21 protein-coding genes are annotated in these 19,152 nt (G+C 60.2%); 10 read left to right on the top strand and 11 right to left on the bottom strand.

Annotated elements, in window-relative coordinates; translation table 11 throughout:
* Positions 1-2 precede the first annotated feature (2 nt).
* Together KBX14_RS02510 and KBX14_RS02505 are read right to left on the bottom strand one after the other, a co-directional pair.
* A complete protein-coding gene (locus KBX14_RS02510) occupies positions 3-179 on the bottom strand; it encodes a hypothetical protein (RefSeq protein WP_168156190.1) in 177 nt (58 codons plus the stop codon).
* Between the two features lie 39 nt (positions 180-218).
* Positions 219-1,757, bottom strand: coding sequence for an FMN-binding glutamate synthase family protein (locus KBX14_RS02505; RefSeq protein WP_070362795.1), 1,539 nt, complete (start codon positions 1,755-1,757; stop codon positions 219-221).
* Positions 1,758-1,905: 148 nt separating this feature from the next.
* Between KBX14_RS02505 and KBX14_RS02500 the strand changes: the two genes are divergently transcribed.
* Both KBX14_RS02500 and KBX14_RS02495 read left to right on the top strand, forming a co-directional pair.
* Positions 1,906-2,484 (top strand): DNA-3-methyladenine glycosylase, encoded by a 579-nt coding sequence (locus KBX14_RS02500; protein WP_070362796.1) that lies wholly within the window; start codon positions 1,906-1,908, stop codon positions 2,482-2,484.
* Between the two features lie 102 nt (positions 2,485-2,586).
* Positions 2,587-3,240 (top strand): heme oxygenase (biliverdin-producing), encoded by a 654-nt coding sequence (locus KBX14_RS02495; protein ID WP_252931110.1) that lies wholly within the window; start codon positions 2,587-2,589, stop codon positions 3,238-3,240.
* Here KBX14_RS02495 and KBX14_RS02490 read toward each other — a convergent pair.
* A complete protein-coding gene (locus KBX14_RS02490) occupies positions 3,226-3,663 on the bottom strand; it encodes a hypothetical protein (protein WP_070362797.1) in 438 nt (145 codons plus the stop codon). The two genes, KBX14_RS02495 and KBX14_RS02490, sit on opposite strands and share 15 nt — an antisense overlap.
* A 94-nt stretch (positions 3,664-3,757) precedes the next feature.
* Here KBX14_RS02490 and KBX14_RS02485 point away from each other — a divergent pair, with 94 nt between their 5' ends.
* From KBX14_RS02485 to KBX14_RS02460, 6 genes are all read left to right on the top strand, one after another.
* Complete coding sequence (locus KBX14_RS02485) at positions 3,758-5,662, top strand: HtaA domain-containing protein (protein WP_370687048.1); 1,905 nt, start codon at positions 3,758-3,760, stop codon at positions 5,660-5,662.
* Between the two features lie 14 nt (positions 5,663-5,676).
* Positions 5,677-6,744 carry a hemin ABC transporter substrate-binding protein gene (locus tag KBX14_RS02480; RefSeq protein WP_070362799.1) on the top strand — a complete coding sequence of 356 codons (1,068 nt, stop codon included), beginning with the start codon at positions 5,677-5,679 and terminating at the stop codon, positions 6,742-6,744.
* Positions 6,741-7,784 carry an iron ABC transporter permease gene (locus KBX14_RS02475; protein WP_256041783.1) on the top strand — a complete coding sequence of 348 codons (1,044 nt, stop codon included), beginning with the start codon at positions 6,741-6,743 and terminating at the stop codon, positions 7,782-7,784. The genes KBX14_RS02480 and KBX14_RS02475 overlap by 4 nt, the downstream gene beginning before the upstream one ends.
* Positions 7,781-8,560 carry a heme ABC transporter ATP-binding protein gene (locus KBX14_RS02470; RefSeq protein WP_256041782.1) on the top strand — a complete coding sequence of 260 codons (780 nt, stop codon included), beginning with the start codon at positions 7,781-7,783 and terminating at the stop codon, positions 8,558-8,560. The genes KBX14_RS02475 and KBX14_RS02470 overlap by 4 nt, the downstream gene beginning before the upstream one ends.
* A gap of 99 nt (positions 8,561-8,659) precedes the next feature.
* On the top strand, positions 8,660-9,448 hold the full coding sequence (locus KBX14_RS02465; protein WP_070362802.1) for an HtaA domain-containing protein: 789 nt from the start codon (positions 8,660-8,662) through the stop codon (positions 9,446-9,448).
* Positions 9,445-9,588 carry a hypothetical protein gene (locus KBX14_RS02460; RefSeq protein WP_168156192.1) on the top strand — a complete coding sequence of 48 codons (144 nt, stop codon included), beginning with the start codon at positions 9,445-9,447 and terminating at the stop codon, positions 9,586-9,588. The genes KBX14_RS02465 and KBX14_RS02460 overlap by 4 nt, the downstream gene beginning before the upstream one ends.
* Positions 9,589-9,673: 85 nt before the next feature.
* Here the strand turns inward: KBX14_RS02460 and ppk2 are convergent, their stop codons facing one another.
* Complete coding sequence (gene ppk2, locus KBX14_RS02455) at positions 9,674-10,540, bottom strand: polyphosphate kinase 2 (protein WP_070362803.1); 867 nt, start codon at positions 10,538-10,540, stop codon at positions 9,674-9,676.
* A 47-nt stretch (positions 10,541-10,587) separates the two neighbouring features.
* Positions 10,588-10,911, bottom strand: a complete 324-nt coding sequence (locus KBX14_RS02450) for a putative quinol monooxygenase (protein ID WP_070362804.1) — start codon at positions 10,909-10,911, stop codon at positions 10,588-10,590.
* Between the two features lie 171 nt (positions 10,912-11,082).
* Here KBX14_RS02450 and KBX14_RS02445 point away from each other — a divergent pair, with 171 nt between their 5' ends.
* Complete coding sequence (locus KBX14_RS02445) at positions 11,083-11,724, top strand: GntR family transcriptional regulator (RefSeq protein WP_070362805.1); 642 nt, start codon at positions 11,083-11,085, stop codon at positions 11,722-11,724.
* Here KBX14_RS02445 and KBX14_RS02440 read toward each other — a convergent pair.
* From KBX14_RS02440 to KBX14_RS02420, 5 genes are all read right to left on the bottom strand, one after another.
* Positions 11,721-13,535, bottom strand: coding sequence for an ABC-F family ATP-binding cassette domain-containing protein (locus tag KBX14_RS02440; RefSeq protein WP_256041781.1), 1,815 nt, complete (start codon positions 13,533-13,535; stop codon positions 11,721-11,723). The genes KBX14_RS02445 and KBX14_RS02440 overlap by 4 nt on opposite strands.
* Before the next feature lie 17 nt (positions 13,536-13,552).
* A complete protein-coding gene (locus KBX14_RS02435) occupies positions 13,553-14,545 on the bottom strand; it encodes a 4-(cytidine 5'-diphospho)-2-C-methyl-D-erythritol kinase (RefSeq protein WP_071573230.1) in 993 nt (330 codons plus the stop codon).
* Positions 14,542-15,387, bottom strand: coding sequence for a 16S rRNA (adenine(1518)-N(6)/adenine(1519)-N(6))-dimethyltransferase RsmA (gene rsmA, locus KBX14_RS02430; RefSeq protein ID WP_071573229.1), 846 nt, complete (start codon positions 15,385-15,387; stop codon positions 14,542-14,544). Before rsmA ends, KBX14_RS02435 begins: the two co-directional genes overlap by 4 nt.
* 11 nt (positions 15,388-15,398) lie before the next feature.
* Positions 15,399-16,517 carry a resuscitation-promoting factor gene (locus KBX14_RS02425; RefSeq protein ID WP_256041780.1) on the bottom strand — a complete coding sequence of 373 codons (1,119 nt, stop codon included), beginning with the start codon at positions 16,515-16,517 and terminating at the stop codon, positions 15,399-15,401.
* Positions 16,518-16,705: 188 nt separating this feature from the next.
* Positions 16,706-17,545, bottom strand: a complete 840-nt coding sequence (locus tag KBX14_RS02420) for a TatD family hydrolase (protein ID WP_256041779.1) — start codon at positions 17,543-17,545, stop codon at positions 16,706-16,708.
* 12 nt (positions 17,546-17,557) lie between these two features.
* On the opposite strand from KBX14_RS02420, the gene KBX14_RS02415 reads away from it, so the two are divergent.
* Entirely contained in the window at positions 17,558-17,968 is a 411-nt protein-coding gene (locus tag KBX14_RS02415) for a DUF3806 domain-containing protein (protein ID WP_070362810.1), read from the top strand.
* Here KBX14_RS02415 and KBX14_RS02410 read toward each other — a convergent pair.
* Positions 17,949-19,142, bottom strand: coding sequence for an MFS transporter (locus KBX14_RS02410; RefSeq protein ID WP_256041778.1), 1,194 nt, complete (start codon positions 19,140-19,142; stop codon positions 17,949-17,951). The genes KBX14_RS02415 and KBX14_RS02410 overlap by 20 nt on opposite strands.
* Between the last annotated feature and the right edge of the window lie 10 nt (positions 19,143-19,152).

The raw sequence follows: 19,152 nt of genomic DNA, 5'->3' as shown, positions 1-19,152 counted from the left end.
GCTTACTTTGCGGACTTGCGCTCCGCAATAGCTCGCTCAAGCTCAGCTTGGCGCTCTTCGAACTCCTGGACTTTCGCCTTCATCTGCGCCATGAGTTCTTCGTGGTGCTTACGGCCGAGCTCGAGGCGTTCCTCAAGCTCGGCCAGTTCCTTCGCGCGTTGTGATTCATCTAGGGTCATGCCCCTATTGTGGCAAATTTTCCACGCCGAAGCGAAGCGCTACTTCCCTTTCGCTAGAAACGACTCCGCGTTCGCAGATTCCCAGTCCTCGCGCCAGTTCTCCGGGACGTCGCCGTCGACAAGCTGACCGTCGCGAAGCCACTCGTAGCGCTCGCGGTACGTCTGGGGTTTCCCGTAGTCGTCGTTGCAGCGAATCATCTCGGGGCGCAGGTCCTTCGGATCTTGCACTCCCATCGCGGCCATGAGGCGCAGCGCTGACGAAACGGTGGCCTTCTGGTACCGCATCACGCGCATTGATTTGTCCTCGACATCCAGGCCACGCTCACGCCACGGGTCTTGCGTCGCGACACCAGCCGGGCACGTACCGAGGTGGCACTCCATTGCCTGCACGCAGCCGACGGCCATCATCATCGCGCGGGCGCTCAGCAGGAAGTCCGCGCCCTGCACCATGCGACGCACCAAGTCGTTGCCGGCGGCGATCTTGCCGGCAGCACCGATCTTGATCTTGTCGCGAAGGCCGCAGCCCACCAGCGCATTATTCACGAACGTCAGGCCCTCTGTGAGTGGCAGGCCCACGTGGTCCTCAAACTCCTTCGGCGCCGAGCCAGTACCGCCCTCGGAACCGTCGACCACGATGAAGTCAGGCAGAATGCCAGTCTCGAGCATGGCCTTGCACACCGAGAGGAATTCCCGACGAGAGCCTATGCACAGTTTGAATCCAACCGGCTTCCCCCCGGAGAGGGTACGCATCTGGTCGATGAAGTGCAGGAGGCCGATTGGGGTATCAAATTCAGAGTGCGCACCTGGGGACGTGAACGCCTTCCCTTCCTCGATCCCGCGAATTTCAGCAACTTCCTTCGTCGCCTTCGCGGCTGGCAGCTCACCGCCCAAACCAGGCTTCGCTCCCTGTGAGAGCTTGAGCAGCGTCATCTTCACCTGTGGCCGCTTTGCCTTCTCTGCGAAGGTATCTGCATCAAATCCCCCCATCGGAGTGCGTGCGCCGAAGTACCCGGTGCCGATTTCCCACACCAGGTCACCGCCGTACTTTTCGTGGTGCGGGGACAGACCGCCTTCACCGGTGTCCTGGTAGAACCCGCCCAACTTGGCTCCCTTGTTCATCGCTTCGACGGCGCGCCCAGACAACGAGCCGAAGCTCATAGCGGAGATGTTCAGCAATGCTGCACTGTACGGCTGGGAGCACTGCGGGCCTCCAATCAGCACGCGCGGCGGCTCCGCAGGCATATCTACGGGGCGCATCGAATGCACCAGGGAGCGGTGTCCCTGCTCGTAGACGTTTTCTTGCGTACCGAACGCAGTGGTCGAAGTCTGCCCTTTCGCGCGCGAGTAGATGAGACTACGAGTGCGGCGGTCGAATGGGCGGCCGTCCCAGTCACGCTCAATAAAGTACTGCTGAAGCTCCGGACGAATCTTCTCGAGTGCCCACCGCGCACGCCCCAAGACTGGGTAAATTCTTCGAATGGAGTGTTTCTTCTGAGTCAGATCCACAGCTGCAACAGTTCCTACCCCCAACGCTGCCGCGATCGACGCTGTTGCTGCCCAGTTGCGCTTGCCTGCCATGATGCTCCTTAGACTAAGTGGCGTGTAGAAAAGCGTTCCTGTTTTCACCGTACGCAAAAAAATAACAAAACAAACTCCAGCCACACTTCATGTGGTGTTTCCCCCTTTCGTTCAACCACCATTGGGGAACTCTCGTTAGGGTGGGGCCATGATTGACTTTTCCCGCCCCGCAAACATCGTCGCGCCGAAACTACTCGGGTGCACACTCACTCATGGCGGGGTCAGCATCGTATTGACCGAGGTCGAGGCATACCTCGGCGAGGAAGACGCCGCCGCGCACACCTATCGCGGCAAAACGGCACGAAACGCTGCGATGTTCGGCCCTCCAGGACACTTCTACGTCTACCTTTCGTACGGCATTCACCACAACGTCAACATTGTGTGCGCACCGGAGGGCATCGGCCAGGGATGCCTACTGCGTGGAGGCAGGGTCATCGAAGGCCACGACATCGCCTATCGACGCCGCCAAAAACCCGACCGCCTTCCCATCGAAGAAGACAACCTGGCGCGTGGCCCCGGAAACCTGGGCGAAGCGTTGGGGTTTGAACTCACCGATAACCATAAATCCGTCTCTTTGACCGCACCTACCGCTCCCCCGGAGTGGGTTTGTGGCCCCCGTATTGGCATCTCGAAGAATGCTGATGCCCCCTGGCGATTCTGGATCCCCGGAGACAAAACTGTTTCCACGCCTCGCGGTTATAAAACGAGCAATAAATACAAGGCATAAATCCTAAACTTTTGGGCGATTTTCTTTAGGTAAGCCTTGCCTTACTATTGGTGGGTCAGCTTGGAGCGCTCGCTCCCCACCTACACACGATCGGAGTCACCGATGACCCTCATCGCCCCTGCGCAGATGCCACTTTCCGTCGCCCTGAAGGAGCAGACCACAGCCGCACACGCAAGTGCCGAGACCTCCCGCTTCATGTCTCACCTCAGCGGAGGCCAGCTCAACGCAACAGCCGTCGCCGAGCTCACCGTGCAGTACTTCCACATCTATTCCGCGCTCGAAGCCGCGGTGCGCCGCACAGCCACTCACCATGCCGTGGCCCAGATCGCCGACCCGAGACTTGAGCGGGTGGACGCAATCTCCGCCGACCTCACAGCGCTACTCGGCGCGGATTGGCAAGATCACCATCACCCACTCGAGGCAACGTCGCGCTACGTGGCCGAGCTCAACGCACTCACCCCCAACAACGGCCCCGAGGTGATAGCACACCACTACGTTCGCTACCTCGGCGACATCGCTGGCGGTCAGGCGCTTGCCCGGGTATTTCGCAGCGAATACAACCTCGGCGATAACGCCCTCAACTTCTATAACTTTTCCGCGATTGGGAAAATCCCGCCATATCGTGCGCAATACAAAGCATCCCTGGACGCCATGCAACTGAGCGACGACGAACGCGCCCAACTCATCGAGACAGCAAAGCACGTCTTCACACTGAATGAAGCCGTGTTCCAGGAGCTTACATCACGACTCGACTAGCCCTCGACGCTTGGCGTCACTGCTGTCGAGATACGCAAACACACCCCACACGGCACTTGCCGCCACAAAGGCGGCAAGCACGCCCCCGGTAAGGGTGTAGCGCTCAGGCACGGCGAACAACACCACCAGCGAGACTGCAACCACCCCAGCCCACACCACACCAACGAGAAACCCGGAGCGACGACCTCCGCGCGGTGATGCCTGGTAACGACGTCGCGACGGCAGCGCAGCCAGCGCAAAAACTAGTGCAACCAACCCCAAGCAGGCCAAGGAGCTTACCCACAGATTTCCGGCGCTCACACCAAAGACCACTACGCCAGCAATTACAGCCGACAGTGCACGCTCCCACGGCGCGAACCGCCCTTGAGACACCTCTGAGACGACTGGAATGAGCTCGGTTACAGGCTCCTGGTCCACTACCACAACAACACCCTTTCATAAGGCTATGCTCACCTAACTTTAATTAGGTAAGCTTACCCTCATTTATCCCGACGACGAAGAGTATTTTCCAAGAACTATGTCTATCCGCTACGTATGCGCGTTGGCCACTTCTGCCAGCATGCTTGGCTTTGCAGCAACAGCGTTCAGCCCGCTCCTCATTACCCCTCCCCCTGCTCCGGCACAGGAACAAACCGCGTCACACCGCACTGTATCCACGGGAACAATGGATTGGGGTGTGCGAGAATCGTTCCGTAAGTACATCGAAACCGGCGTCGCCAAGGGGTCCATCTCCACAGATGAAGGGGCAACTCGCTCAGGGACGGCATTCCAATTCCCAGCCGAATCCTCCGCGATTACTGGCCCATCCTCCGGACAATTCAACTTCACCGGCTCAGTCCACTTCAGTGGCCACGATGGCTCTCTCGAGCTGACGCTCAGCAACCCGATCTTGGTGGTCAACGGCACTAACGCAGAACTCCGGGTGGACTACAGCACACGGAAGTATGTCGGCGCAGGAGCTGTGGGCCCTGTCGAAGAAGGACAAAAAGAAGTACTGGCCACCATCACCCTTGACGCCGCACCGAACTTCACCGCAAGCCAAGTGACAATAAGCGGCCACACCTCACTTACCGCTTCTGGGGAAACTATCTTCGCCGGATTCTACGAAGCAGGCGAGCCCCTCGACCCGATCAGTATCGATCTCTCACTCACGGAGGCTTCGGGTGCCGGACCAGTCCCGGACTTCACACTCGGGTCCCCATCAGGAGACAATAGCAACGCAGCTGCTCAGGGGCACAGTGGCGCCACACGTTCAAAGGCGACAAGCGGACCGGCTTTCTGGCTCGGACAGGTAAACGACACGCTCATCGAGGTCAACGGGCTGTTTACCAACGCCGACAAGGTCTTGCGAAGCGCAACGTCGTTACACGAGCGCGCTACATCGTCGCAACAGTCAGCCCGTCCCAACCGCTCTTCGACGGCGCCGGGGACGACTGCTTCGGCTGCCAACACGGCCCCGGCGCGCAACCAAGCATCAGCGCCGACTTCCCCATCGAGCAACGCATCGGCCCACAGCAATCGCGATGCCTCAGCCACAGCACCGTCAGGCGGTAATGCATCTTCAAATACCGTCTGTGATGCTGGCACCTCACACGGAGTCACCTCTGCTGAGGCACAGTGGGGAATCCGGCAGTCGTTCCGTACATACATCCGTGGCAATATCGCGAAAGGAAAGTGGGAGCTCCAAGGCGTTGGAGACAGCGGTAACACCTTTACTTTCAACGGCAATTCGGGAGCAGTTGATTCTGCGACGCGGTCGGGGTCCATCCTCTACCCCGGTTCGATCCGTTTTACCGGGCACGGGGGCGTATTGGACACTCGTTTTTCCAACATGGAAATCCAGTTCTCCGGCAATACCGGCCAGCTGATCCTCAACGCGACGTCGAACACCATGGAAGGCGACCCCCGCGACTACGGGCGCATCGCCATCGCAGACCTCACTTTCACGAACCTCGATGTGAGCGACTCTGCGGTAACCGGTACAGCAGAAGCAACGCTTACGAGCACAGGTTCGGAAGCGTTTGGGCAATTCTACCCTCCTGGCGATCCGCTCGACACAATTCACTTCACCGCTCAACTCGGCGGATCGGCTAACTGCGCCGAAGGCCAGGGCTCCATCGGAGGGGCGTCCTCTCCATCCAACAATGCGGCGGGGGCCGACGCTCGAGCGAAACTTCGGAAGTCTACAACATCCTCGTCTACGCCTTCCCGCGGAAGCGTTCTCGACGAGCATTTGGGGGACGCAACTGTTTCGTCCCCTGATCAGCCAGAAGGCGGAAAGTTCCAGATTAAAAACACCGCGCCCAATTCGCGTACAGGGGCGGATGGTTGGGATGACGCGACCGTCGCGACGCTCTTGGTGCTCATTGCCTCGCTGCTTGGCGCAGGCGGTGCGCTCATCAGATTCGCGGTCATCGGATAGGGAGATATGACACTATGAAAATGCTGCAAACCACTCTTTCCTTGGTTACCGCGACTGCGATAACGCTGAGCCTCGGCGGGTGTGCGGAGTGGGACAACCCAACACAACACACCACCAACGAGCTCGCGGAGTCGCTGCAGACAAACGGGGACCCACACCAGGCGCAAGGGGTTTCGATGGTCTCTGAGATCTCCGAGGTCGAGCCAATCGATACGCCACGGGAACAAGCTCTGCCCGTCGAAGTGACCGATGCGGACGGTTACGACGTCACCATTACTGATACCTCCCGCATCCTTGCACTGGACCTATACGGCACATTCACCAAGACGCTTCGTGGTGTCGGCATGGCAGACAACATCGTCGGGCGGACCGTAAGTTCCTCGGAGCCGTCGCTTGCGCATCTGCCCGTAGTCACGGAAAACGGGCATTCGCTCAACGTCGAGGCCATTCTGAATCTTCGTCCCACCTTGGTGCTTGTCGACCGCTCAGTAGGACCAGTTGAGGCGATCGACCAGCTACGGGCAGCCGGTATCACCACTGTGATGCTGGAGCCGACGCGTTCGCTGGCCTCGATCGCGGAGGACATCACTAATGTGGCAACCCTCGTCGGTGAGCCTGAGGCAGGCCGCCTCCTCGCCGAACGCAGCGAGAAAGAAGTCCAGCAAGCGCTCGACGCAATCGCTGCGGTGGCACCTGAAGAACCACTGCGAATGTCGTTTTTGTATGCTCGCGGCACCGGTGGCGTCTTCTATCTACTCGGGCGTGAAGAAGGAACTGAAGAACTCATCACTGCTCTAGGTGGCAGGGACGTCAATTCCGAGCACGGCATCGGTCAGCCTTCGCCTGCAAGCCCTGAGGCGCTCGCCGAGGTAAACCCCGAAGTGTTCGTCATGATGAACGGTGGGCTCCAGTCCACAGGCGATATTGAAGGCCTCCTCCAACGTCCCGGCGTCGCACAAACCACCGCGGGGCAGCACCGGCGAGTCCTGGCGCTTCCCGACGGTGACTCACTTGCGTTCGGACCTCAAACTGGCGAACTGCTGCTGCGCGCGGCGCACGCTCTCTACGGAGAGCAGCTATGAGCGAGCACCACGGAGCAATCCATGCACGACGCATTGGAAGAACTGTGCTTTTCGCAGCCACCGCTTCCCTGCTAGTGCTCACGGCCATTGCCTCTCTCGTTGTAGGCCAGTTTGAGTTTTCCCCCGGCGAGCTCTGGCCGATCCTTACCGCAGGGCCAATGTCAGCGTCCACACTCGAAGCATCAGTATTATGGCAGATCCGCATCCCGAGGCTCGTTCTAGGACTCTGCGTCGGCGCGGCACTGGGAACAGGCGGGGCGCTCATGCAGTCCGTATTTGCCAACCCCCTAGCAGAACCAAGCGTCGTTGGCGTCAGCACCGGGGCAGGTGTAGGCGCAGCTATCGCCACCGTATTCGGCATCACCACATTCGGAACGATGACCGTGCCGATCTTCGCGTTCGCAACGGGCATATTCGTCACCGTGGTGGTGTACCAGCTGGCGCGTTCAGGTGGCAGAGTCCGCGTCCTGAACCTGGTGCTAGTAGGCATCGCAGCGAACGCTATCTGCGGCGCATGCATTTCAGCACTCACATTCATCGCCCCTACCACGGCGCGGGAGCAGATCGTTTTCTGGCAGATGGGCAGCCTCGCTGGGGCGAGTTGGGCGCAAACTGGGGTGGTAGCTGCCGTCGTCACCTTCGCATTGGCATGTGCCATGTGTTTTGTGCGCAAGCTCGACATCCTCGCTTTGGGCGACCAAGCTGCATTCCATGTAGGCATCAACGTCGCACGCCTGCGCATGTTGGCGATCGCGCTATCGACATTGCTTACGGCCGCAGCGGTCTCCTTCGCTGGGTTGATCGGGTTCGTAGGACTCGTCGTCCCACATATCGTGCGCACTGCGGTCGGCCCGTCCAATACGGTGCTTGTTCCGGCTTCTGCACTCGGAGGAGCGCTCTTGATCGGTGCTGGCGATATTCTCTCCCGCACAATCATTCCATTCGCTGACCTGCCAATCGGTATTTTCACAGCTCTGATTGGCGGGCCGACCTTCTTCTTCCTGCTGCGGCAGATGATGCGAAAGGGCCATGCACAATGACAGTTACCGCTTCACATGTCACAGTCCATAGACAGGGGCGCGAAATACTCCACGATGTCAGCATGTCCGCGCAGAGTGGAGAGGTCACCGGCCTCATCGGCCCCAACGGAGCTGGCAAGTCTACATTGCTCGCTGCGCTCTCCGGCGATACATCCCTCTCGAGCGGAAGCGTCCAGCTTGTGGGTCAGGATGTATCTGGGTGCACCGCTCATCAACTCGCTCGGATGCGTGCCGTCATGCTTCAGGATGTCAGTGTCGCCTTTTCGTTCTTGGTGCGCGACGTCGTCGAGATGGGGCGCCATCCGTGGGGCACTCAGCCTGACGACGCCACCATCGTCAACCAAGCGCTCGCCGCGACGGGCATCACGCACCTCCAGGAACGAGAGATGTTCACGCTTTCCGGTGGTGAGCGCGCCCGTGTGGCCTTTGCCAGAGTCTTGGCACAGCGAACACCTGTGGTGTTTCTCGACGAACCAACTGCCGCGATGGACGTGCGCTTCCAAGAGCAGACGATGGGCGTCGCCCGCACCTTGGCACGTGATGGCGCGACCGTGATCGTCGTGCTCCACGATCTTCAGCTTGCTGCGCGGTACTGCGACCACGTGGTGTGCTTGAAGCAGGGGGCTGTTGCGGCAGCGGGGCCGGTGGCCGAGGTGTACCAGGACCACATTCTGAGCGAGATCTACGACTGGCCTATTACGGTCCTGCACGACGGAAATCGTGTTTTCATCGCGCCTCATGAGGCAAACTGCTCCCCTATGACAGGTGCGACCTAGCCCCATTACCCCCGGCCGTTGACCAAACCCCAACCAATATTTAAGGTTAGCCTAACCTCACCATTCGGTGTGGTTGCGATTACTCATGAAAGGACGTACATGTCTCGCTCCACCACTCTGGCAACCCTCACCGCTGCCTTCCTTGCTTCTACTGCCCTCGTCGCGCCGAGCGCATTCGCGGAAGCCCCAACGCTCGAGTCCGGGCACGCAAACTGGAACATCAAGGGATCATTCCTGAGCTACATCCAGAAGCCGTTTGCCGCAGCAACCATCACGGCGTCCGATGGGGCAGAAAAGGTACTTGACGCGAGCAAGCTGGTTGACTTCGCCTTGCCAGTAAATGCAAAGGAGTCCAAGCTCACGGCAACTGGCGAAGGGGTCATAGACCTCGACGGCGCTATCAGTATCAACGCACACCACGGTGCGATGGATATCCAGCTGTCTGATTTCAAGGTCGTCATCGAAGGGGCTAAAGGGTTCCTCCAGGCAGACTATGTCCGCAAGGGCGCTATGCCCGGTGCAGAGACCACCACGTTGACCGGCGACGATAAGCGCATCGTCGAGTTCGACGTCCAACAGCCGCTGAAGGCTAACAAGAACAACCAATTCGCTGCGACCTTCACCCCGACCAAACTGACAGAGGACGGCTCCGCGATCTTCGATAAGCAGTACAAGGCCGGTGAGCCTTTCGCGGATTCCAAGGTAGCCCTTGCACTGAAATTCAAGGATGCTCCCGCACAGACGACGCCCACTCCCACGCCGGAAGGATCAAGCCTTGGAACCGGCGCGATCGTCGGAATCGTGCTTGCCGCAATCGCGGCCCTCGGTGGCCTTGCATTTGCAGCGAGCCAGCCAGGTTTCCAGGCGATGCTCGGGAAGCTCGTATGAGCGCCGTCGATAACGTCGGCGGACACATCACCACGGTGATCACTTCACTCATGGCGATCGCTGGCGTCGTAATGACCGTCGCCGCACTCGCCCAGGGCGCAGGGACGATTCTCGGGATCCAGCTACCAACGATTCCTTGATATACAGAGATATACAGACCGCAAAACAAGAAACCCAGCCACCTCATGGTATGGCTGGGTTTCTCCATTTGGGCAACGCACCAAACTAGGAGTTCTTCTTGCCCTTCTTCTTTTTCTTGCTGCTCACCTTGGAGAGTTCCAGCTTTGCAGCAGCATCGGGCACGTAACGGAACTCGTCGCGCGGAGGTCGCTCGTAGTCAATAATCTCTGGGCGTTCAGGGATCTCTGGCAGATCAGGGTCAATGTGCTCGTAGGGGATCGTCGACAAGAGGTGAGAAATCACATTGATGCGCGAGCGCTTCTTATCCTCCGACTCAACCGTGTACCACGGCGCCGCAGGAATATCCGTGTGGATAAACATCTCATCCTTGGCTCGGGAGTAGTCCTCCCACTTTGTAATGGACTCGAGGTCCATTGGCGAGAGCTTCCACTGGCGCAGCGGGTCTTCCCGGCGGGATTGGAATCGCTTGTACTGCTCTTCATCCGATACAGAGAACCAGTACTTACGCAGCATGATGCCGTCCTCAACGAGGAGGCGTTCAAAGATCGGTGTCTGGTGTAGGAACCGACGGTATTCCTCCGTGGTGCAGAACCCCATCACGCGCTCAACGCCGGCGCGGTTGTACCAGGACCTGTCGAAGATGACGATCTCGCCTGCGGCGGGGAGCTTTTCGACGTAGCGCTGGAAGTACCACTGCGTCTGCTCGCGCTCAGTTGGCTTCGGCAGCGCCTCAATACGGCAGGTGCGCGGGTTCAGGTACTGGGTGATGCGCTTAATTGCGGAGCCTTTGCCTGCCGCGTCGCGCCCCTCCATCACGATGACAACACGCGCTCCGGTCTTGACGACCCACTGCTGCATTGCCACCAACTCAGCTTGAAGGCGTACGAGTTCTTTCTCGTACGCCTTCTTGGAAAGTTTCGGGGGCTTGGTGGAATTCTTCTCTTCACTCATAGGTACTAACCGTACCCATAAAGCGGGGAGAAATTAAGCCGATTCGGCTAGTCCACCTTGAATTCAGCCATGGTATCCCACTCGGTCTTACCCTCGATCAGGGTATTGATGATGGTCGGGGTTTCCTTCAGAATCTTCGGGAACAGCTCCTGGGCGGCGCGGAAATGATCGGAGTTCACGTGCGCTTCCGCGGCATCGTCGTGGAATGCCTCGATGAGCAGGTATTCGTTCTTATCCTCTTCACTGCGGTACCAGTCAAAGAAGATGCAGCCCGGCTCTGCGCGGGTTGCGTTGGTGAATTCCTCTACCTCTTGACGAAATGTCTCGACGTATTCTGGCAGTGGCTTGTAACGAACGTTGATCAAAATCATGCCACCACCCTACGCATATCTCGCATTGTTGTCAGCCGACGCTTTTGGCTACGAAGCTGCTCAGTTAATTGTTCAACAATAGATGCGTTATACTCGTAACAGTTGTCGGCCGATGGTTCTATTTACCATTGCTGACTAGCTTAAATAAATAGTTCTACACTTACGGATGCCATGCTTGCTCAAAACGTTGCCTCTGAGGTCCGCCGCGCGATTTCGCGTGGTGAGTTCTCCCCAGGCCAGAAGCTCAACGAGGTTGCCCTCGCTGAGCGTTTCGAGGTATCCAGAAATACCCTCCGCGAAGCATTTGCAATGCTTACGTCAGAAGGTCTTTGTGAGCGCATTCCGAACCGTGGCGTATTCCTCGCCACTCCTTCCCCGGACTTCGTCACTGACACCTACCGTGCGCGCGCCGCAATCGAGCCTGCGGCTCTCCTTTGGGGCGAAGAGCTCGATGTTGACCGTCTCGAAAAACTCAACACTGAAGCCCGCGAGGCAATCGCTCAGGACGACGATGACCTGCTGACGGCCGTGAACCAGGCTTTCCACCACGTGGTGCTCTCCGCAATGGGCTCGAAGACCCTCGGCGACACCATGGACCAGCTTGACGCGTTCATGCGCTTGGCAACGCTTCCGATTATTCAGCAGCAGCCGTCGTTTAACCGCCAGTTCATCTCCGTCAACGAGCACATTGTGGAGCTGCTGCGCAAAGAAAAGCGCCACGAGGCTTCCGACTACCTGCAGGAAGCACTCCTCGAGCAGGGTCGTATTGTGAACGACCTGATCGAGAAGATCAATAACGGGTACCCGATTTAGTGCTCGAGCTGCTCCCCAAGCTCAAGCCACTCCATCTCTAGCTCATCGCGGCCATCGTTGGTGCGCTGCAATTCCTGCGTCTTCGCGCCGATCGCTTCGAAATCCGGCGCGTCTTCACCCGACATGTCGGCAATCTGCGCTTCCAACTCCTTGGCACGTGTTTCCGCCGTCGCGATCTTGCGCTCAAGCGCTTTCATCCGCTTCCGGATCTCACGTTCTTCCTGCGATGACAGCCGCGGTTCCTCCACGGGGGCAGCTTTTTCGGAGTTTTCGGTCTTCTCCCCCAAATCGAGTGGACCCGTTTGGGTGTCCATGGCAGCTCGCTGCTCGAGGTACTGCGTGATCCCTCCGGGTAGGTTGCTCAGCGTGCCGTCGCCGAACAGTGCGTAGGTAGAGTCCGCGATGCGTTCAATCAGATAGCGGTCGTGCGAAATCACGACGAGCGTTCCTGGCCAGCCATCGAGTAAGTCTTCGAGTTCCTGCAGCGTATCGATGTCGAGGTCGTTGGTGGGCTCGTCGAGAAGCAATACGTTGGGCTCACTCATCAGCACACGCGTCAGTTGGAGCCGACGACGCTCACCGCCGGAGAGGTCCCCAACAGGTGTGCGCTGGCGCTTCGGGCTAAACCCGAGACGCTCCGCGAGCTGGGATGCCGAAACCTCCTTCTTACCCAACGTGATGTAGTGCGCGACGTCCTCCACAGAGTCGAGCACCGTCCTCGTTGGGTCGAGGTCGTCGAATTCCTGTCGCAGCCACCCAATCCGTGTGGTCAGGCCTTCGATGCGCTTGCCGACGGCAAGCGGGTAGTCACCGGCGAGCGTCCGCAGCAACGTCGTCTTTCCGGAACCGTTGACACCAACAAGACCGATGCGCTCGCCCGGCGCGAGCCGCCACGTGAGGTGGTCGACGAGCGTGCGCCCGTCAGGAGCGTCGATGCGGGCGTCCTCAAACTCGATGACGACGTTGCCCTGGCGTTGCTTGGAAAACGCCATCAGCTCGACCTTGTCGCGTGGTGGCGGGACATTTGCGATGAGAGCTTCGGCTGCTTCGATGCGGTAGCGCGGTTTTGACGTGCGTGCGGGGGCGCCTCGGCGCAGCCACGCGAGCTCTTTGCGCGCTAAGTTCTGACGACGCTGCTCGATGGCGTCGGCCTGGCGGGCACGCTCGGCGCGGGCGAACGTCCAGTCGTTGTAGCCACCCTCGTAGACGTCGACGGTGCCGTCGTGGACCTCCCAGGTCAGCGTAGCGACGGTATCGAGGAACCAGCGGTCGTGCGTAACCACCACGACTGCGAGTTTGCGCTGCATGAGGTGGGATGCCAGCCACTGCACGCCCTCGACGTCAAGGTGGTTCGTCGGCTCGTCAAGCACGACGAGATCTAAGTCCTGCACAAGGGCCGCGGCGAGGCTCACGCGGCGCCGCTCACCACCAGAAAGCTCCCCGACCGGGGTGTCCAGCCCGAGGGCAGCCACGCCTGTTCCTTGGAGAACCTCTCGCACCTTGCTATTCGACGCCCACTCGTACGTCTCGAGCCCCAAGGGTTTGACGACGACGTCGCCGACGGTGGCGTCGTCGTGAATTTCGAAGCGTTGTGTCACCACCGCCATGCGTAGGTCAGAGTTGTGCGACACGCGCCCGCTGTCCGGGGCTTCGATGCCGGTGAGCACCTCAAGCAACGTTGTTTTCCCGCCGCCGTTGACGCCCACGATGCCGATGCGATCGCCGGTCTGGATTCCGAGGGAGACACCGTCGAGCAGTGTTTTTAAGCCCCAGGTTTTGGATACGTTTTCGAGGTTGATCAGGTTCGCCATAGCAAACCCATCGTAGCCTACGCCTCGAGTTGCGCCCCCGCAGACGGGCCGGAAGTACAGAACACCTCGACGCCCTCGACGTTGTCACGAAGCACCGTTTCAAGCGCCCGCGCGGCTTCTTCGTCGAAGCACAGTGCGGCGATCGTCGGCCCGGACCCAGAAACAATCGCGCGGGCTACAAGTTCAGTTTCGGATTCGATGCGTGTGATCAGGGCTGCGATGCGTGGGCGCATCGCCACCGCTGCAGCTTCCAAATCGTTGTGCAGGTGCTTCGCTAGCTCGCGCGGGTCGCCCGTCACGAGTGCCTGCGACAGCGCGGCCGTGTCCAAATGCGGTACGAGTGCCGGGTTGTCGTGACGCAGGTCATCGAGTGTTTCGAAGGCCTTGCCCGTCGAAATCCCAATCTTCGGATTGCAAAACACCCACCAGTACGTGCCGCGCCCGAGGACCTCAACGAGGGCGTCGCCACGCCCGGTGCCAAGCGCTGTGTGTCCGTGGAGTGCAAACGGCACGTCCGCTCCCAGCCCGACTGCAAGGTCGTAGAGATCTTCTTCGCTGAGCCGCTCACCGCAGTACCGCTCCACGTAGGCGTTCGCCGCGACGAGCCCAGCCGCGGCATCTGCGGAACCGCCCGCCATCCCGCCTGCCACAAACACATGCTTGTCGACGACCAGCTTCGCCTTCGGCAACGACAATCCTTGCACGCCACTGCGGGCCCGGACGGCGTCGACGACGGCATCAACCGCACGCCACGTCAGGTTTCGAGGCGTATCGATATCCTCGTCTGGTACGTCCACGTGGAAGTGCGTCTGCATCCCAACGACCACGGAGCCAGATTCGACGCATGCCGACTCATCCTCGACGACGATGCGAACTCGCTCGCGGCGCTCGACGGCCTGGAAAACCGTTACCAACTCGTGGTAGCCGTCGGCACGCGCGTTGCCGACGCCGAGGTGTAGGTTCACTTTGCCGGGCGCTGATGCAACAAACTCCCGCGTGTTGCCGCTCATCGGGCCTCCCCTAGCCTGACAAAGTCCTCCACTCCAAGCTTCTCGCCACGCAGTCCAGGATCGATGCCGACCTCACGCAGGGCTGCCTCGGCCTCCACGGGGGAACCGTACACCGATGCGAGCGTTGAGCGCAGCGTCTTGCGGCGTTGGGCGAAGGCGGCGTCGATAAGTGGGAAAACCTTGTCGCGCACGCTGCGGTCGCGCCCCGGATCGACGTCGATGCGAACAAGCCCTGACTCGATATTCGGAGCCGGCCAGAAGACGTGCTTGCCGATGGTCCCTGCCTGCGACACCTCGCCATAAAACGCCGCTTTTACGCTAGGCACGCCGTAAATCTTCGTGCCTGGCTTCGCGGCAAGGCGGTCAGCGACCTCTTTCTGCACCATCACGAGCACGCGGCGAATGGAAGGGAACTCCGCAAGCAGGTGTAACAACACCGGCACCGAAACGTTGTACGGCAGGTTCGCAACGAGAGCCGTTGGCTCCCCGGGAACATCACGCTGCGTAGTCTTCAGCGCGTCCATGTGCACGATATCCAGCTTGTGCGCGGCCGAAGGTGCTCGAAGCTCCACCGTTTTACCCAGCTGCTGTGCCAGCCTGTCATCGATCTCAAGCGCTGTCACGTGCGCTGCCTCATCGAGCAGGCCAAGCGTCAGTGACCCGAGACCAGGACCGACCTCGACCACGCGGTCGTCTGGGGAAAGCTCCGCTGCGGCAACGATACGCCGCACGGTATTCGGGTCGTGCACGAAGTTCTGCCCCAGCCGTTTCGTTGGGGTGACACCTAGTGCAGCCGCAAGCTCACGGATTTCTACCGGGCCAAGCAGTTGGGTTTCGCTCATACCTGACGAGGTTAGCGCAACCCCATCCGTGCGGTACATGCAGGCCACGCACCCCACCCCTGGGATGCCTGCGTTTTCTGGGCGATTGCGATCTGCTGCTCGCGGGTCGCCTGGTCAGCGGTCGGCGCGTACTGGGTGCCGCCGTACGCTGCCCACGTCGACGCAGAGAACTGCAAGCCGCCGTGGTAGCCATTACCCGTGTTAATGGACCAGTTGCCGCCAGACTCACACTGCGCCAACGTGTCCCATACTGAACCAGCTGCAACAGCAGGAGCATTCGCCGACTCCTTGGTACCGCGTCGCACCTTCGCCGCCTTCGGCGCACGAACCTCGCGCTCACCTGCAATGCCCTCGGATTCAACCTTGCCATTGACCAGAACGGTCTCGTGGAGAATTTCCTTCTCCCCGTCCTTGCCTTCCTCCAGCACCTCTTCGTTGCCGGTTTCCAGCTCTTCATCATCGACGTACTCAACCGGTGCCTCGATTGGCAGGACCTCAGCACGCTTCACCACGTTGACGCGGTCGAGCACGATCTCCATGTTCGGGTACACCGCGGCATCAAGCGGGTGGTTCAAACGATCATCGGAGTCGAAGGTGATGCCACGGTCCGCGAGGAGCTCGCCTACGGTTTTCTTCGCAACCGACGCGTAGGTCACGTTCCCACCGTCATTGATCGCGATGATCTTCGGGGTGGTCACGTCGACATTGAGGCCGTCGACAAGCTTGGTGTCCTTGTTTAGGTCCGACGAGGAAGCCGGGGACACCCCGACCTCGTCCATGACTTCCCCAACAGTCAGCGCTGTCGAGGTGATTTCCTTTGCCACCCCGTCGACGACGACGGCGACTGGCTTCGCAGTACGAACGGTCACGGTATCGCCGTTCGACAGCTTCTCAGCAGGCGCCGGGTACACAACGTCACTGTCCTTGACCTCAACGCCCGCAGCCTGCAACGCACCCGCGACGTCACCCGAGAAGGTCTTCAGCGAGGTCGCCTCACCGTTGACGTCCACAGTGACGTCCTTCTGCGCGGCGAGCGCCGTGGTGGTACCGGCTGCAATGACAACACCTGCGAGTGCCCCGACGGCGATTCGCTTCGTTGCGGTGTTGTTGTGCTGGATACGCGAGCCCATAAAGCGTCATTCCCCTTCGTCACGAAATAATACTTCGATAACAATACGGTAACTTCTACCGTTTTACCAGCACATGTTTGCACACCATGGTGGACACGTTAACTCGCGCCACGCGATTCACACCACTCACAGCCGACCTGGGACAACGCTTACTTGCGCCCAGTGTGTTCCCGGACACGTGCACAGCATCATCCCAGACCATAGACGCGATCGAAGGTAGCGGATACCTCGCTCGCCAGCGTCTCGACGTCCACTCCCCGAGCTTGCGCAACCACGTGTGCCGTATGCCCAATCAGCGATGGCTCATTGCGCGAACCTCGAAACGGCTCCGGGGTCATATACGGCGCATCGGTTTCGATGAGCAGCTGGCCCACCGGCGCCAGAGCCGCCGCCTCCCGCAGCTCCTCATTGCGCTTAAACGTAACGTTGCCGGCAAAGGAGAGCACATAGCCACGCTCAATCGCCTCCCGCGCCACGTCAAGGGGTGAGGAGAAGCAGTGCAAAATCACATGCTCCGGTTTCGGCGCATCCGCGAGAATCCGCATCATGTCCGCATCCCCCTCACGGTTATGGATCATCAATGCCTTGCCGGAGTCCACGGCGAGCTGAATGTGCCAACGAAACGCTTCTTCTTGCGTGGCAAGGTCAGCGGTGTTCTCGGCGTCGTGGCGGATCCAATACGTATCGATGCCTGTCTCCCCCACCGCAACACACCGAGCGTCCGAGGCCATCTGCGTGAGCCGTTCCCGTGTCGCGTCGTCGAGCTCGGCGGCTCGCGTCGGATGGATCGCGCACGCTGCGAACACGCCCTCATGCATGTGCGCGGCAGCAAGCGCCTGCTCTGCTTCCGCGAGCCCATCGCCCACGGTGCATACCCGCTCCACACCGGCGCTCAACGCACGCTCCATAATCGCATCGATATCCGCCTGCGTGGTGGCTCCGGTAGAGGCCAGGTGGGTGTGGGCGTCGATAAGCCCTGGTATAGGGGCTGCTGGTACTGGTGTCGGGCGAGGTTTCTTTTTGCTCATACGATAGAGCCTATGACATTCCACGCGATTGACGCACAGACCCAAACCAGCATCGACAACGCACTCGCCGAGGCAGCGGCGCAGGGGCTCAATGGCCCTGCACGAGTAATCATCGAGCGGTTCGAAGGGTTACTCGAGGATTTCCTTGCACTTCCCCGCGACGCACAACGCAGCTACCCGCGCGGCGACACAGCCCGTATCGTCGGCACCGCCCTCGGCGACGCATTCGTCCGCGACTACGGATTTACCTGGAAACTCCTGAAAGATGACTACGGCACGGACCTCGTCGTCGTCCGCGATGCCGACACCAACTCCCCCAAATACACCGCCCCCATCATGGTTGTCGACGCCCGCTTCGACGACGACGCAACCGGCAAACTCACCACGTTCCTGGAACAGTTCCTCAGCGGCTTGCAGCACTAAGCTCGTCGTCAATAACGACGTGACGCGCCGCCACGATGCCAACAGCCCCCATGACCAACGCCATGATGACCAGCGCGATCAGGATCGGCTGGAACTCCCCGATCTGCCCATAGGCCACGCCAATGAGCAGCGGACCCGTTGCCGCGAGCACGTACCCGACCGGCTGCACAAAACCCGACAGCCGTGCAGTGACTAGCGGGTCGCGTGTGCGCGCCGGGATCAGTGCGATTGCTAGCGGGAAGCAGCACCCGCCGAAGCCCAGGAGGAGGCTCCAGCCCAGCGGTGATGCTGCCGGTGCGAAGTACAAGCCGAGATACCCAGTGGCCGTCGAGAGCGCAAACAGCACCACCAGCGGCGTCAGCGTCCGCGCGCGAGAGATGACCGTCGGCAGCACAAGCCCACCAACCATGCCTACCGCGCCAAGCAGCCCGAGTCCCGTGGCTGCGGTGGAAGGGGCAACCCCGGCGTCAATGAAAATGGCGGGCAACCACCCCATCTGGATATACGCGCTGGTTGACTGCAACCCGAAGAAGAGCATCAAGGCCACCGCAGTGAGCGACTTCCACACCGGCGCTTCTGGCGTAGCAACCGCGCCGTCCTGCGGGGTCGAAGCCTTGCTCCCGGGGATGTCCCTCCCGAATTTGAAGAGCACAAATACCCAAACCGCCAGCTGCACGACAGCCGTCACCTCCCACAGGCCGAGTGCCGACTGCCACGAGGGTGTCACCAACGCGCTGAGCGGGCCAGCCGCCGACGATAAGCCCAGGGTTACGGAGTACACCGTAGTCAGGGCGACGATGTAGCGCCCACCGTGCTGCTTGATCCACGCAGGCAGCAACACGTTCATAAGTGCGATGGCGCCGGCCGCGCCCACCGTCGCGAGTAAGAACATCGCGATATCGGGTGCGAAGGGGCGCAAGCCCAAGCCCGCGGTCAGCAACCCCGCAGCGCCCAGAATGACGGGGGTGAGGCCAAACCGCCGCGCAATCGGTACCGCACAGATACCGACCAGGAAGAAGAGCGTGCCGGGGATCGCCGTGATGACGCCACCGACCCATGCCGGGGCGTCATAGTATGCGATGACCTGGTCAAGTACAGACCCGACGGAGGCAATGCCCGCACGCAAATTCAGTGAGGCACTAATGACAGCGACGAAAAGTACAAGAGCAAACACTCGAAGCACT

Origin of the sequence: Corynebacterium sp. CCUG 61414 (genome assembly GCF_024453945.1) — a bacterium.
GTDB lineage: Bacteria > Actinomycetota > Actinomycetes > Mycobacteriales > Mycobacteriaceae > Corynebacterium > Corynebacterium pseudogenitalium.
This window is presented reverse-complemented; position numbering and strand designations above follow the sequence as displayed.

Coding starts and splice junctions, on each gene's coding strand:
- KBX14_RS02435 (WP_071573230.1), bottom strand. CDS start 14,545: ATGAGCGGCAACACGCGGGAGTTTGTTGCATCAGCGCCCGGCAAAGTG.
- KBX14_RS02495 (WP_252931110.1), top strand. CDS start 2,587: ATGACCCTCATCGCCCCTGCGCAGATGCCACTTTCCGTCGCCCTGAAG.
- KBX14_RS02510 (WP_168156190.1), bottom strand. CDS start 179: ATGACCCTAGATGAATCACAACGCGCGAAGGAACTGGCCGAGCTTGAG.
- KBX14_RS02465 (WP_070362802.1), top strand. CDS start 8,660: ATGTCTCGCTCCACCACTCTGGCAACCCTCACCGCTGCCTTCCTTGCT.
- KBX14_RS02480 (WP_070362799.1), top strand. CDS start 5,677: ATGAAAATGCTGCAAACCACTCTTTCCTTGGTTACCGCGACTGCGATA.
- ppk2 (WP_070362803.1), bottom strand. CDS start 10,540: ATGAGTGAAGAGAAGAATTCCACCAAGCCCCCGAAACTTTCCAAGAAG.
- KBX14_RS02475 (WP_256041783.1), top strand. CDS start 6,741: ATGAGCGAGCACCACGGAGCAATCCATGCACGACGCATTGGAAGAACT.
- KBX14_RS02440 (WP_256041781.1), bottom strand. CDS start 13,535: ATGGCGAACCTGATCAACCTCGAAAACGTATCCAAAACCTGGGGCTTA.
- KBX14_RS02420 (WP_256041779.1), bottom strand. CDS start 17,545: ATGAGCAAAAAGAAACCTCGCCCGACACCAGTACCAGCAGCCCCTATA.
- KBX14_RS02500 (WP_070362796.1), top strand. CDS start 1,906: ATGATTGACTTTTCCCGCCCCGCAAACATCGTCGCGCCGAAACTACTC.
- KBX14_RS02485 (WP_370687048.1), top strand. CDS start 3,758: ATGTCTATCCGCTACGTATGCGCGTTGGCCACTTCTGCCAGCATGCTT.
- rsmA (WP_071573229.1), bottom strand. CDS start 15,387: ATGAGCGAAACCCAACTGCTTGGCCCGGTAGAAATCCGTGAGCTTGCG.
- KBX14_RS02425 (WP_256041780.1), bottom strand. CDS start 16,517: ATGGGCTCGCGTATCCAGCACAACAACACCGCAACGAAGCGAATCGCC.
- KBX14_RS02470 (WP_256041782.1), top strand. CDS start 7,781: ATGACAGTTACCGCTTCACATGTCACAGTCCATAGACAGGGGCGCGAA.
- KBX14_RS02460 (WP_168156192.1), top strand. CDS start 9,445: ATGAGCGCCGTCGATAACGTCGGCGGACACATCACCACGGTGATCACT.
- KBX14_RS02505 (WP_070362795.1), bottom strand. CDS start 1,757: ATGGCAGGCAAGCGCAACTGGGCAGCAACAGCGTCGATCGCGGCAGCG.
- KBX14_RS02415 (WP_070362810.1), top strand. CDS start 17,558: ATGACATTCCACGCGATTGACGCACAGACCCAAACCAGCATCGACAAC.
- KBX14_RS02450 (WP_070362804.1), bottom strand. CDS start 10,911: ATGATTTTGATCAACGTTCGTTACAAGCCACTGCCAGAATACGTCGAG.
- KBX14_RS02445 (WP_070362805.1), top strand. CDS start 11,083: ATGCTTGCTCAAAACGTTGCCTCTGAGGTCCGCCGCGCGATTTCGCGT.